At 42.0% G+C, this 12831-nt stretch carries 12 protein-coding genes and 1 pseudogene; 5 read left to right on the top strand and 8 right to left on the bottom strand.

Features of this window, described 5'->3' with window-relative positions:
- Nucleotides 1–4: 4 nt before the first annotated feature.
- Complete coding sequence (locus VB732_RS07475) at nucleotides 5–1003, bottom strand: glycosyltransferase family 2 protein (protein ID WP_323230184.1); 999 nt, start codon at nucleotides 1001–1003, stop codon at nucleotides 5–7.
- A gap of 487 nt (nucleotides 1004–1490) precedes the next feature.
- On the opposite strand from VB732_RS07475, the gene VB732_RS07470 reads away from it, so the two are divergent.
- Entirely contained in the window at nucleotides 1491–3656 is a 2166-nt protein-coding gene (locus VB732_RS07470; RefSeq protein WP_323230183.1) for a PhoX family phosphatase, read from the top strand.
- Nucleotides 3657–3780: 124 nt separating this feature from the next.
- Here the strand turns inward: VB732_RS07470 and VB732_RS07465 are convergent, their stop codons facing one another.
- The gene (locus tag VB732_RS07465) at nucleotides 3781–4329 is read right to left on the bottom strand and encodes a PEP-CTERM sorting domain-containing protein (RefSeq protein WP_323230182.1); all 549 of its coding nucleotides are present in this window, start codon (nucleotides 4327–4329) and stop codon (nucleotides 3781–3783) included.
- A gap of 881 nt (nucleotides 4330–5210) precedes the next feature.
- On the opposite strand from VB732_RS07465, the gene VB732_RS07460 reads away from it, so the two are divergent.
- Nucleotides 5211–6413, top strand: a complete 1203-nt coding sequence (locus VB732_RS07460; RefSeq protein ID WP_323230181.1) for an argininosuccinate synthase — start codon at nucleotides 5211–5213, stop codon at nucleotides 6411–6413.
- A 155-nt stretch (nucleotides 6414–6568) separates the two neighbouring features.
- Here the strand turns inward: VB732_RS07460 and VB732_RS07455 are convergent, their stop codons facing one another.
- The gene (locus VB732_RS07455; RefSeq protein ID WP_323230180.1) at nucleotides 6569–7201 is read right to left on the bottom strand and encodes a DedA family protein; all 633 of its coding nucleotides are present in this window, start codon (nucleotides 7199–7201) and stop codon (nucleotides 6569–6571) included.
- A 496-nt stretch (nucleotides 7202–7697) separates the two neighbouring features.
- Between VB732_RS07455 and VB732_RS07450 the strand changes: the two genes are divergently transcribed.
- The gene (locus VB732_RS07450; RefSeq protein ID WP_323230179.1) at nucleotides 7698–8051 is read left to right on the top strand and encodes an STAS domain-containing protein; all 354 of its coding nucleotides are present in this window, start codon (nucleotides 7698–7700) and stop codon (nucleotides 8049–8051) included.
- A gap of 480 nt (nucleotides 8052–8531) precedes the next feature.
- On the opposite strand, the gene VB732_RS07445 is transcribed toward VB732_RS07450, so the two are convergent.
- The 3 genes from VB732_RS07445 to rpsF all read right to left on the bottom strand — a co-directional run bounded on the left by VB732_RS07445 (nucleotide 8532) and on the right by rpsF (nucleotide 9890).
- Nucleotides 8532–8684 (bottom strand): hypothetical protein, encoded by a 153-nt coding sequence (locus VB732_RS07445; protein ID WP_323230178.1) that lies wholly within the window; start codon nucleotides 8682–8684, stop codon nucleotides 8532–8534.
- Nucleotides 8685–8766: 82 nt separating this feature from the next.
- Nucleotides 8767–9327 carry an Npun_F5560 family protein gene (locus VB732_RS07440; RefSeq protein WP_323230177.1) on the bottom strand — a complete coding sequence of 187 codons (561 nt, stop codon included), beginning with the start codon at nucleotides 9325–9327 and terminating at the stop codon, nucleotides 8767–8769.
- 212 nt (nucleotides 9328–9539) lie between these two features.
- On the bottom strand, nucleotides 9540–9890 hold the full coding sequence (rpsF, locus tag VB732_RS07435) for a 30S ribosomal protein S6 (protein WP_323230176.1): 351 nt from the start codon (nucleotides 9888–9890) through the stop codon (nucleotides 9540–9542).
- A 402-nt stretch (nucleotides 9891–10292) separates the two neighbouring features.
- On the opposite strand from rpsF, the gene VB732_RS07430 reads away from it, so the two are divergent.
- Nucleotides 10293–11066 (top strand): fumarylacetoacetate hydrolase family protein, encoded by a 774-nt coding sequence (locus VB732_RS07430; RefSeq protein ID WP_323230175.1) that lies wholly within the window; start codon nucleotides 10293–10295, stop codon nucleotides 11064–11066.
- Between the two features lie 3 nt (nucleotides 11067–11069).
- Here VB732_RS07430 and VB732_RS07425 read toward each other — a convergent pair whose 3' ends face one another.
- Together VB732_RS07425 and VB732_RS07420 are read right to left on the bottom strand one after the other, a co-directional pair.
- On the bottom strand, nucleotides 11070–11546 hold the full coding sequence (locus tag VB732_RS07425; RefSeq protein WP_323230174.1) for a Tic20 family protein: 477 nt from the start codon (nucleotides 11544–11546) through the stop codon (nucleotides 11070–11072).
- Between the two features lie 81 nt (nucleotides 11547–11627).
- A complete protein-coding gene (locus VB732_RS07420; RefSeq protein ID WP_041565682.1) occupies nucleotides 11628–11825 on the bottom strand; it encodes a hypothetical protein in 198 nt (65 codons plus the stop codon).
- A 578-nt stretch (nucleotides 11826–12403) separates the two neighbouring features.
- Between VB732_RS07420 and VB732_RS07415 the strand changes: the two are divergent.
- Nucleotides 12404–12831, top strand: a pseudogene (locus tag VB732_RS07415) (hypothetical protein); the annotation flags it as partial.

Raw genomic sequence — 12831 nt, 5'->3', positions numbered from 1 at the left:
TTAATCACGATGTTTGCTGCATTTCAGCATACGCTTCATAGACACCCTTCACGTTGTACCAGTTAAGAAAAACTCGGGCAATTTCTAAAGCCAATTGCGGTTTACCTAAGTTAATTAGCCATTGCAATAACGGAGCCATTGTCCGTTCATTTAATGCACCATTAAGTGACAAAATCCCCCAAAGTAAGCGATGCAGCCAAGTCATTTGAATCATCATTCGCACTTCCCATGTAGGATGCTTTTGATAAAACAAAACTCCCATCCGTCCGCGTTGAATTTCTTGGTCAATCAATCGGGGAATTTGCTCTAATTTAAATGCTGGATGCCAGTGATATCCTACTGCTTCTGGACATTTAATTAGTGTCAAACCTAGTTTTTTCAGCCGCACGCCTAATTCTAAATCTTCCCAGCCATAGAGTTGAAAGCTCGTGTCAAAAAGTCCGGCTTTATCTAACCAATGTTTGGGGATTGCTACATTTCCCGTAGCAAAAAAAGCTGCTGAGAAATCTGTGACTTTGTAGGGTTCAGCAGTTGGATTATCGAAATTACAAGTATTAATAACTGCACCGTAAGTAAAAAAGCGATCGCTCCCCAATTTCTCCTTTCCCTGCACTAATGCATCCGCATGAGCTTGCAAGAAATTATCCAACACTACTAAATCACTATCAATAAAGATAATTGTGTCTCCCAGCGCCTGTTTTACCCCCAAATTCCGAGCCGCAGCCGGGCCAGCGTGATCTTGCTGAAACCATCGCACATGGAGAAACTCGTCTTTGTGTGCTGCTAACCACTCCAATGTGCCATCAGTAGAACCATCATCTACCAAGACAATCTCGTAATTAGTAACCAAATTTGGTTGACTCAATTGCTGCACCTCTAAAGCCCGGAGGCACTTTTCTAAAATCGGTTGGCGATTATAAGTTGGTATTACAACGCTGAAAAACACAGTCTCACCCACAACACTATATACCTCTCCAGGATAGGACAGATGCGACGCTGACACTGTTCCTTATCTAACTCTGGTTGCGGAAATACTCAATCTGCTGATAATGCAATATTTGCTGTGCATTTAAAAACAGGTATATAAGCTTACCATATTTAAAACTTTAAAATATGCGTTTTTGTATGTCTGTTCAATCTTATTTTTTTTACAGCTATAGGTCTTTATGCTTGAAGTCATATTACTTTTTAAAGTCTCTTTTTTTGTCAAAAATAACAATTGATAAATTCTAATTAATCAAGATATAACCTAATGTTAATGCTGAATACTTAAGGTAATAAAAAATTGATCATTTTCTCTGCGTAAGCAGCATCAGCCAGTCTTAACTTGTTATTCAGTACTATTTATTGGCTGTTAAAAATGTGTCAAATCTCAATAAATATCTAAGTAATTTATGTAAATAGATCAAGTCTTTATTTACCAAATAACTCATTTTATTGAGAGATGAACCGAATAGCAACCTCGCAAGCCTTAAAACGGAGAACAAAGAATGAAAGGACGTTCGCACCCTAAAAACAATTTGACTCTCAATCCATCTGGTAACGAGTCAATTCGTGATGTGATTGATCGCGTTAGTCTGAGTCGGCGGCGGTTCATCATGACGGCGGTGGGTACGTCGGTGCTAACTGTTCTGGGAGATGTTTCCATTGGTGGCTTTCTGCAAAGTGTTGATGCAGCCCCGATTCCCAAAGGAACGGGATTTGCTGGCATAGGTTTTAAAAGTATCCCACCGAATCTACTTAACCCAGCTACAGGGCTGCTGGAAAAGGATCTCGTCAGTGTTCCTGAAGGTTATACAGCCAAAGTACTGATTGCTTGGGGAGATCCGATCGCACCTGGTGGCCCAACTTGGCTACCTGATGCCTCCCAAGATGCTGCTGCTCAAGAAAAGCAGTTTGGTATGCACAATGATGGAATGCACTACTTCCCTTTACAGCCAGGGAATGTCGTTGGTCGGACAGTAAGTTCACAAGCAAGATCGCTTAGAGGCTTTTTAAACCAGCCAATCAATACTGGTCTGCTGTGCGTGAATCATGAATATACCCAAGAATCAATTTTGCATCCCGATGGTCTGGATGTAGTCACAATTGCCAAGGTACGGAAGTCTCAGGCTGCTCATGGGGTGTCTGTTGTAGAAATTTCCAAGAACGGCAATGAGTGGGGTTTCAATCGTAATTCGTCTTATGGTCGCCGCATTACCGGCAACACCGAGATGAGAGTATCGGGGCCTGCGGCTGGCGATGCATTGTTGAAGTCGAAGAAGTTTTCAATTCAGCCAACTGGTTCTGTTGACACTGGCACACTCAACGATGGTTATACGGCTTATGGTACTCTCAATAACTGTGCCCACGGCTACACTCCTTGGGGCACTTACTTGACCTGTGAGGAGAACTGGAACGGTTACTTCGGCAACCTTGGTGAACAGTTAGTTTCAACTCCAGGGATCGAAGACTCAGAGATATTAGCAGGACAGAATCGCTACGGACTTAGTGCATCAGGGTTTGGCTATCGCTGGCATGAAGTCGATCCACGCTTCAACAATCGCACCAACGCACTTGAACCCCATTTATTCGGCTGGGTGGTTGAGATTGATCCCTACGATCCGCAAAGCACACCAGTCAAGCGTACTGCCCTTGGTCGGTTCAAGCATGAGAGCGCTCAGGTTGTTGTTGATGACAATAACCGTGTTGCTTTCTATCAGGGTGACGACGAGCGTAACGATTACATCTACAAGTTCGTTTGCGCTCAACCTTTCAATCCCGGCAATCGTGCTGCTAACCGCGATTTGCTCGACAACGGTGTTCTATACGTTGCCAAATTCAATGACAACGGTACTGGCGAGTGGATTCCTTTGGTCTACGGTCAGCGTGGTTTGACACCAGAGAACGGTTTCAGAAATCAGGCTGAAGTGCTTGTTAAGACAAGACAAGCTGGCGATCGCGTCGGCGCAACTATGATGGATCGTCCAGAGTGGGTGGCTGTGCGTCCTCGCATCGGCGGATATAAAGAGATTGAAGTCTACTGCACATTGACCAACAATAATCGTCGGGGCACAACTCCAGTTTCCTCCAACCAGCCAGACGGCACAACCGCAGGAGGTAGTGCGCGTCCTCCCGTGAATCCTCCTAACCCACGTCCTGATAACCGTTACGGTCACATCATTCGCTGGCGTGAAGATGGGCAGAAGGTTACAGCAACTACTTTCAAATGGGATATTTTTGTTGAGGCTGGCGACAAAACTAGACCCGAACCAAATCTCCAAGGCAACATTAAAGGTGACGACTTCAGTTCACCAGATGGTCTGTGGTTCGACGACTTCGGCCGCCTCTGGATTCAAACCGACCACTCAGGCGATGGTATTGGTGACTTGGTAAACATTGGTAGCAACACTATGTCGTGTGCTGACCCCAATACCAAACAAGTTAGGCGCTTCTTGACCAGCCCTACGGATTGTGAGGTGACTGGTGTGATCACCACTCCAGATGGTAAAGCGATGTTTATCAACATTCAGCATCCAGGCGATCGCGGGGATGCCTCGAATCCCACGATCGCCAGCAATTGGCCTAACAGTCAAGGTTATGGCCCATCAGGTCGCCCACGCTCATCAACGGTAGTGATTACCCGTAATGATGGTGGCGTTGTTGGTGGTCTCTAAAGACGATAGGAACAGATTCATTTAGCGATCGCTCTTTTGTCACTACAGTATCTTAAATAGTTTTAAATCACCTTAATCCTTAACCCTAAACATGGGTAAGGGTAAGGTGATTTACTTGTAGCTATTAACCTACAAATTTTGTTGCTCTCTTCTTACGTTGCATCCACAATCCCATAACAGCAGCAATAGCTGTACCACCAACAGCTAACGGTTCGGGTACTTTAGTGTAGCTTACAGTACCCACCTGTGTTGTATTTACTGATTGGTCAATTAGATAAAAGTTGTTTCCTCCTACATCTGGAGTATTTGGGTCGCTCCCGATCGCAAACTGATCTGCAACAAAATAGCTTAGTCCTAAAACTTCGCCATTGTTAAAGCTGGCTATAGGAAAACTGTCGAAATCAGTATCATCTGCTTCTGTATAGTTAGTACCTAAGTAGCTGAATGCAACTTCTAATCCATTCTCAACTCCCAATGTCTCAAGACCTGTATTGGTTAAGGTCGAGTCATCGTATTGAAAAGAGCCGAAATACTGACCAGGATTATCGCCAGATGTGGCATTTACAGTGAAAGCGTAATTAACCAAGGCAGCTTGCACGGGTTTAGTACCCATAACAGCAACAGATATAGCAGCTGCAACGGTAGCAATACCAAGATTTTTGGCTAATTTCATCAGAAAATACTCCAAAGTGAAAAAATACATAGTCCTGTAATTTCACTTAAATAAGCTTTTAACCACTGCGTACAGGTTAAGAAATATCAAACAAAAGATTATTATCATAAAATCTTTAAGCTTCTCACGTACATATAAATTTCCTGTAAAGTAAAATTTTACTCATCCACTCAGTACTAAAAGGTTTCAAGCCTCTGAACTTTCGTCCTTGTGATTAGCAACATTTTTGTTAGCGCCAAATTGCCATAAAAATGATTCACTGAAGTTTAAAGATTTCTGCTACTTATGGTGGACAGTTATACACTGAAGCTGATGACTCTTTAGCATCAGTTTTCACTGGCTTTTCGGGAACAATTTTTAACCAAGCGGGCTTTGGGTTGTATTTTACACCTAGCGCTTTTAATGTCTTTCGTGATAGTTTTATCGATTTGAACGATTCAACTGGTGGGGGCGTTCAAAGCATTACTTACACAAGTGTTCCAGAGCCAAGTTTGATGCTTGGATTGTCTGTATTCGGGTTGAGTTTGTTCTTGGGTAAAAATATTGGATCTTTTAGACCATCAAGCACAAAAGCTTAAACCAGATTATCAAGAATAAACTTTCAGGCGGTTAGTTTACATTCATCTAAAACAGGGTGGGATTATCCACCCTGTATATTTTTTATGTTTATTTAGTCTAGTGAAAACTGATACAAAGCCATCTAAAAAAGTTTTGTCTAGAAACGATCGCAATCTATTTAATTTATGAAAATACTAAAGCTAAGATTCCCAACTTCTCTAAGATGTTGGGAATTTTATTATTCATGCAACTGAATAAAATATACCTGGATTACTTCAGATATAATAATGACTCATTCTTTGTTGTCCTAAGTGGAGAAATTAATGGGTCGCGCCAAAAAGGTTGTCCTGGCATATTCTGGCGGAGTGGATACTTCCGTTTGCATCCCTTACCTCAAACAGGAGTGGGGTGTGGAAGAGGTGATTACCCTAGCAGCAGATTTAGGCCAGGGGGATGAATTAGAGCCAGTTCGAGAAAAAGCTTTGAAATCGGGTGCAAGTGAATCACTCGTGGCGGATGTCAAAGACAGCTTCGTTAAAGATTACGCCTTTGGAGCGATTCAAGCTAACGCCCTCTATGAAAATCGCTATCCTCTAGGAACTGCTCTTGCCCGTCCACTGATCGCTAAGATATTAGTAGAAACAGCTGAAAAATATGGTGCTGATGCGATCGCTCACGGTTGCACCGGTAAAGGTAACGATCAGGTTCGCTTTGATGTCTCTGTCACCGCCCTCAACCCCAACATCAAGATCCTCGCACCAGCCAGAGAATGGGGTATGAGCCGTGAGGAAACCATTGCCTATGGTGAAAAGTTTGGTATCCCCTCACCAGTCAAAAAATCCTCTCCCTACAGCATTGACAAGAATTTACTCGGTCGTAGTATTGAAGCTGGTTTACTCGAAGATCCGTCATTTGAGCCACCAGAAGAAATTTATGAGATGACAAAAGCGATCGCTGATACTCCCAATGAGCCAGAGTACATCGAAATTGGTTTCCAAGGTGGCATTCCCACAACCATCAACGGCATAGCTCAAAAGCCAGTTGAGCTAATTGAACAACTCAATCAGCTTGTAGGAAATCACGGCATTGGACGGATCGATATGATTGAAAACCGTCTGGTGGGCATCAAATCGCGGGAAATCTACGAATCACCCGCGATGTTAGTGCTAATTCAGGCACATAGGGATTTAGAAAGCTTGACTTTGACAGCAGATGTCACTCATTACAAGCGTGGCATTGAAGAAACTTACAGCCAAATCGTTTACAACGGTTTGTGGTACAGCCCACTCAAAGTTGCACTGGATGCCTTTATTCAAAAGACACAAGAGCGAGTCTCTGGAACTGTGCGAGTAAAGTTATTCAAGGGCAACTCCACGATAGTTGGACGTTCGAGCGATCATTCCCTCTATACTCCCGATTTGGCAACCTACGGAGCCGAAGACCAATTTGATCACAAAGCTGCTGAAGGGTTTATCTATGTTTGGGGTCTACCAACTCGCATTTGGTCAAAGCAAATTAAAGGTTAGCAGTTATTAAAAATTAGGAGTTAGGAGTTAGGAGTTAAAAAAGCAAAATACAAAAGTGAAAATTAAAAAATCACTTTTGACCTTACTCCTAACTCCTGTACAGACGCGATTAATCGCGTCTCTCCTAACCCCTATAAACGCGATTAATCGCGTTTCTACTCTTCACTACTCGCTCCTTTAACTTGTCGAGACTCTAACCACAGAGGTACAACAATTAAGGCAGTGATGATCAACAAGGCTGCGATCGCAAATTGACCCACCCAAGCAACCAATTGTTCTAAAGAGACAATTTTGCCAGCAAAAAAAGCTAATGTCACCATCAAACTAGCCCAAGCAACTGCTCCTAAAAAATTGTATAAAAAGAATTTTGCAAAAGGCATTTCGGCTATACCAGCTAGTGGTGCAGCAAAAACCCGCAATAATGCCAAAAAACGTCCAAAAAATACCCCTTTGGCAGCATTTTGGCTAAATTGATCTTTAATATTCAGCAGCCGCACTTCAGAAATCCGAAATATGCTACCAATTTTTACCAGAAAAGCCCAACCGCTAACTCTACCAATCCAATAGCCACAAATGCCGCCAATGACAGCACCCGCAACTGCATCACCGAGAACCAGCCAGTAATTTAGTTCATCGCTGCCAGCTAGAAACCCACCCACTAAGGTAACGGTTTCACCAGGAAGGGGAATGCCTAAATTTTCTAGCAAAATTCCCAAAAAAATTGCCCAATACCCGTAACTATGGGCCAATTCCTGGATATTTTCTAGTGAAATCAGTTCTAAAGACATTCCGCACCGCCGTCTTTACAAATTTTTACTTTTACTATAGTATCTTTGTTTGCTTGTTTTTGGGTGGGGTGTTAATCAAACCGCTACATTAACTCATTCGGTCATCACTTTAATTCTGAGCGATCCATAGCTTATACCCTATATAAACTATTAACTTTTGAATACTAGCTATGGAAGCTTTTAGCATCCCCTACCACAAATAAATTTTATTTAACAATAAATAAGAAAAATTTACAAATACTTTATAAATGTGTGGTTAAGTTATAAAAATCTTGTAAAAGATACGGTTGATACCGAAATTATTAGGAGCTTATGCCTATACTTATGAAAGTTATCATAAATTATACGGCATGAATACTGAAGCAATCTTTCTCAATTGCACGGCTGCAATACCCTAAATATCCGGGTAAAACAGTCATTCTGCCGTTGGAAAAGAAGAGGTATTTATGTGATTTTTCAATTTCCAGTCAAGTATTCCAACTACCTTGTTAAATTCATGACTCCTACACAAGAACTTCAAGTGATTTTGTTCAAACCCCAAGCAAGCATAGATTTAGAAGGCGGTATGGCTTTGAGCGAACAAATGTCTGGAATAGTGCCTCAGTCTCATCAACTCTGGGTTATCGATTTAGCAGAAGTTAATTTTATGGATAGTTCTGGGCTAGTTCCGTTGGTAAAAGGGCTGAAAGCTGCACGTCAAAGTGGTTGTCGTTTGGTTTTATGCAACGTTCAAACTCCTGTACGGTTAATTTTGGAGCTTACCCAATTAGATACGGTGTTTGAAATTTTTAATACTTATGAAGATATTTTTACCACTTTCAAAGATAACAGTCTGGTGCTAGCAGCCTAGATCAATAAATCTATCTTTAGAAGGATGGTGAAGTCAAGCAATATTTGCATTTTTTCACATTTTCTAAATATATCCTCACATCTTTAAAAGATCACAGTCTGGTGCTAGCAGGCTGGTTTTTTAATTTTATTTATCTAGATAAGAATGTTGAGGAAAGCTCATAGTTTTGTAGTTAGGCAGTATCAATAAGTAGACAGATAAATCTTTTTGTTGAACTTGAAAGCACATCTACCTAAACCATGTTTAGTAGAAAATGACTGAAATCGGTTAAAACAAATGCAATTTTTCTGATATTCTCCAGCCTTTTAAAGCTAGGGTTCTTAAATTAAATTTAGGCTAATTGCTTGATTTCCAATACAACTAAAGCAAGATAGGCAGGAACTTGGCCAACAGGGCAGTCTTTTCACCAGTGGAAATACTGGAAGCGTTAGTGAGCAAGCAAGCCTGGGGTTTTCTATGTCACACTTGCTACCTTACAAATTACCCATCTTGACGGTGATTTAGCGTAGGATAAAGTACAAGCCTCTTAAACCAACCATCCAATCGAGTGTTTTCTATGAGCGATTCTGAACCAATTCGCCAAGCAACAACGAGAAGATAAGGATAAGAGGCAAGCAAGGTTACAATTGCCATTTAAATTATCTATAACTACATAGTCATTCTTGCCTTTATGTGCTAGTTTCTACATCTTTAAGATTCCAGCATTACGGCTATTTTAGGCATTTTGGGGAGTCGAAATGTTATTTTGTTCCGACGCTGGGCGGGGAAAATTTGGCAAATCAATCCCACTGTGACTAGCATTGCGAGTTTTGAGTGCTAAACGGTAACTTACACTTTGCAGTTCTGCTTGCAGTTGGCGATTTTCCCGTTGTAGCATTGCAACCTTTTCTCTCACTGGTGTCATCCGCTCCTCAAACTTCCGACGGTAAATTTGAGGCAACTCTTGTACTACTTGCTCTAACATCCGAGTGCGATCTGTAAGTTCTTGGACTGACTGTCGCAATTGGTAAATTTCGGAGTCACGAGTTGTAATTTGCTCTTGGTAGAACGCTACCTGTTGTTCTACAGCTTGGAGTTGTTCTTGCAAAGCCTGTAACTGGCTAAAATCGCGCTCAGGTTCCGGCTGCTGGGGCATAAAACTAGTATTGCCTTTTACCAGCCGGAAGAGTTCTTGAGATAGTTGTTGTACTAATTGATCACGAAGTTGCAACTCTTGTCGTAGCTGCGACACTTCCGTAGAGAGAACTTGAATATTGGGTGTATCAGATTGGCTCACAGTAGCTTACGTTCCCATTCAGAATCTTGTCCACTCTTAGGTATAACTGCGGGAGTACTACCTTTGGCAAGTATTTGTTAATTTAGCATTCCCATATAAGTCACTGAATAAGAAAAAGACAAAATTTTACTGAATTGGGAATTGGGAATTGGGAATTGGGAATTGGTATTTTTCGCCCTGCTCCCTGCTCCCTGCTCCCTGCTCCCTGCTCCCTAGACTGGTGCAGCTACTTTAGTCGGCTTTTCCTTTTCCTCTTTAGGAGGTTTTTCCTCTCCGATTTCCTGCTTAACTGTCAAATAACGAATCACTTCTTCACTTAAGCGCATGGCGCGTTCAAAGGGGGCGATCGCAGTTGCAGGTGCAGTGTAGTTTAACTGAATATAAATACCATCGCGGTGTTTTTTGATTTCGTAAGCTAGACGACGCTTACCACGATTTTGAATTTGGATATCCTCAGCGCCTTGATCGCGAAGCAAATTCTGATATTTAGTAACTGCTTGCTCTACCTGTTCCTCTCCCAAGTCAGGGCGCAGGATGTACATTGTTTCGTAACTTGTAGTCATATTTTCCAGTTTCCTTTTGGACAAAAACGGTTGCTGATCCTAATTTATACTTGATTTAAATTTTAAATACCAGTATTAATCAACATCGGAAGCAACAAGGAACTATAATCTTACCAGTTTTAAATTTGAATCATTAGCCAAATCGCCAAAGTTTAGATTTTTTTGGATGTCCCTAATGAAAACTAGATCGTGAGGCGACCCCCAGATTTCTATAGCTGATTCCAAAATAAGCCTCTTGCTGACCCGCCAGGGGAGTGAGGAGACGCTAATAGGGAATTAATTTCTAAAAGCATCTATAGCGGCTTTCAGGCTCAAGGGTAAATCGATTTGCTAAAAAGCTCACTGAGAATTGCTACTTACTCACAATTTCCAATCGCAGATAAAAGGATATTCATCAAGGTTATGGCGCAGCGCTATGTGCGAATTCAAAATCAAGAAGGACAGATTTACTATGGGATACTACAACTATCCCTAAATGTGCAGGTGCTAGATGCTCCGCCCTGGTTGCAAGGACAACCCACTGATTTAACTTTGACCCCAGAAAATTACCAAATTCTGGCTCCTTGCGCTCCCTCAAAAATTGTGGCGGTGGGTAAGAATTATGCCGATCATGCAGCCGAAATGGGAACTCCAGTACCTTCTGAGCCACTAATATTTTTCAAGCCACCCACATCTATCATTCCGTCTGAGAGGGAAATCAAGTATCCTCCCCAGTCACAAAGGGTTGACTACGAAGGAGAGTTAGCTTTAGTGATTGGTGATTATGCCTTTGAATGTACACCAGAGGTAGCCCAAACCAAAATTTGGGGCTACACCATCGCTAATGATGTAACAGCGCGGGATTTGCAAAAACTGGATGGTCAATGGACGCGAGCCAAAGGTTTTGATACTTTCTGTCCTTTGGGCCCTTGGATTGTGCGGGAGTTAAATCCAGGCGCAAAATTGCAGACTTTTGTGAATGACGATGCTAACCCTGTCCAATCTGCCTGTATCGATCAGATGGTGTTTTCTCCCGATGTTATAGTTTCTTACATTAGCCAGGTTATGACGCTACTACCCGGTGATTTGATACTTACAGGTACACCGGAGGGTGTAAGTTCATTGCATCCAGGCGATCGCGTCCGCGTCGAAATTGAAGGTATTGGTCGCCTGGAAAACACCGTAGTGGCTCGTTAACAACTAGCGCACTTGCATGTATACTGCATCAGAAATTGCTGGAATTTCCGCATAACGCCCGGTTACAGATTGGATGACTGAATATGCAACTGCCCCTACTATGCCGATAAAAATGGTTGTGGATAGGGTTTGGATTGCAAAACCACCAACGGGAATTAGTCCCACAAGATCGGTGAGGATGTTAAACAAAAAGATAATAATGTCCAAGAGGATTGCTTGCATGGTGTTGAAACGAATAAAGTGACTAATTTTTTCGTTTCTAACTACCAGCAAAAATAAAGCAAAGAAAATAATCATTCCTGCATAACGCACACCGTAGTAAATATTCAACAATGGTATAAGCGGCAAAAACAGTAGTTGTAGCGGTGGGAAATCTGAGAATAAATATCTGCCAAATACAAAAACCTCAACTAGAGGAAGCAAATAAGGCAAACAAGCAAAAATCCGATCTGAAACAGTTGTAGATCCGCGCCAAGACATTATGCGTTCTCCTGTGGTTAAATTTATATAGTTACTTGAGCTTAGGATAACGCAGTTGCTTGGTCTTGCTGGCAAATTAAACTATTCTATATGGGCGATGCGAAAGCCCATCATGCACTCATACTGGTCTGGCTGCTGTTGAGTAAGTTTGCGAATGGCTTGACCACAACGCAGTTCACCTCCACGCCAACGGGGTTGACCGCTCCTGTCAGCGAGTAAACAAGACTGGCAAACTTGCTCAGGGGCAAGGATTTGCTCGTCCATTAGAATGACTAGCATCGAATCCCTCCTGTAAATTCTTATTGTCACCCACATTTCACTCAGGCGAGGATACGTCCTTGAACCGCTTTTGGTAGTTTGGGCGCTTGCTGCGCGGTTAAGTTAGTAATTTGCGATGACGCTTTGCGATCGCACAGGACACTTAAAAGCCACATCCTACCTCTTCGTAGCAAAATGTGGAAAACCACAATTCACTAACACTTGTCAAGTAAATATTAATTTTTTATTGTATGTTGTGTCTATGGCAAATTGGGCATTTCAGTAAAAAATAATACAAAAATATTTGCCTTAAGTTGAGCAGAGACAGCCAACGCTATCCATTGCATCCTTGTTAATTCAGCAATGGATAGCGTCAAAGTTAATATTTAAGAAGCAATAAAAGCTTTACATATAAGCAATACGGCAATCCATTGAAAATCTATTGATACTAGTAGTTAAAGGGTTAAAAGTCAGGTAAGTAAAGCTGAGTTAACTAGATAGCCATTAAAGGGGTGCATTTCCAAAATACTGGGGTAAACTTGCAAGCAAGTTAATACACAATATTACTCGGCGGCTCGTCGGTCTGGGCATCACTCACAATGGAACACTGGCAATTTCTGATACAGGAACAAGGCGCTCGCTCGTGGCATATCCTAGAATCGCCAAATTTTGGAATTTTGGAAGGGCAGTATAGAGTTCTGGCTCGTTCTAGTCTTCTTAATACAGACGTAGAAGTGCGTGTAACTCACTCATCAACCCACGAAATTCAACCAACGCGGCGAATTTTCAAGCGATCGCGTCGCACTAATTCAGAAGGCTTAATGGCGGTAATTCCTTTTACCTACTTTGATGCGGGGATTTGGGAGTTGCGCTGTAGCGGCGATTTGATGTCGGATCTACTCGGTAAACCTTGGCAATACAGTGTCCAAATTAAAGTATTGTCCCAGGAAGAAGAGGCAGAGCAAAGGAAAAAAATAGAATCAAATTCATCCGAACGGTCAGATACTGTTTCTGAAAACTTGGATAC

Origin of the sequence: Nostoc sp. UHCC 0252 (assembly GCF_034931145.1) — a bacterium.
GTDB lineage: Bacteria > Cyanobacteriota > Cyanobacteriia > Cyanobacteriales > Nostocaceae > Nostoc.
Note: the sequence above shows the minus strand (reverse complement) of the source record. Positions and strands in the feature narration are given on the sequence as shown.

Bases quoted from the DNA above. Each gene is read 5' to 3' on its own strand.
- VB732_RS07445 (WP_323230178.1), bottom strand. From the start codon at position 8,684: ATGGCAATTGTAACCTTGCTTGCCTCTTATCCTTATCTTCTCGTTGTT.
- VB732_RS07430 (WP_323230175.1), top strand. From the start codon at position 10,293: ATGGCGCAGCGCTATGTGCGAATTCAAAATCAAGAAGGACAGATTTAC.
- VB732_RS07470 (WP_323230183.1), top strand. From the start codon at position 1,491: ATGAAAGGACGTTCGCACCCTAAAAACAATTTGACTCTCAATCCATCT.
- VB732_RS07455 (WP_323230180.1), bottom strand. From the start codon at position 7,201: ATGTCTTTAGAACTGATTTCACTAGAAAATATCCAGGAATTGGCCCAT.
- rpsF (WP_323230176.1), bottom strand. From the start codon at position 9,890: ATGACTACAAGTTACGAAACAATGTACATCCTGCGCCCTGACTTGGGA.
- VB732_RS07460 (WP_323230181.1), top strand. From the start codon at position 5,211: ATGGGTCGCGCCAAAAAGGTTGTCCTGGCATATTCTGGCGGAGTGGAT.
- VB732_RS07420 (WP_041565682.1), bottom strand. From the start codon at position 11,825: ATGCTAGTCATTCTAATGGACGAGCAAATCCTTGCCCCTGAGCAAGTT.
- VB732_RS07450 (WP_323230179.1), top strand. From the start codon at position 7,698: ATGACTCCTACACAAGAACTTCAAGTGATTTTGTTCAAACCCCAAGCA.
- VB732_RS07465 (WP_323230182.1), bottom strand. From the start codon at position 4,329: ATGAAATTAGCCAAAAATCTTGGTATTGCTACCGTTGCAGCTGCTATA.
- VB732_RS07425 (WP_323230174.1), bottom strand. From the start codon at position 11,546: ATGTCTTGGCGCGGATCTACAACTGTTTCAGATCGGATTTTTGCTTGT.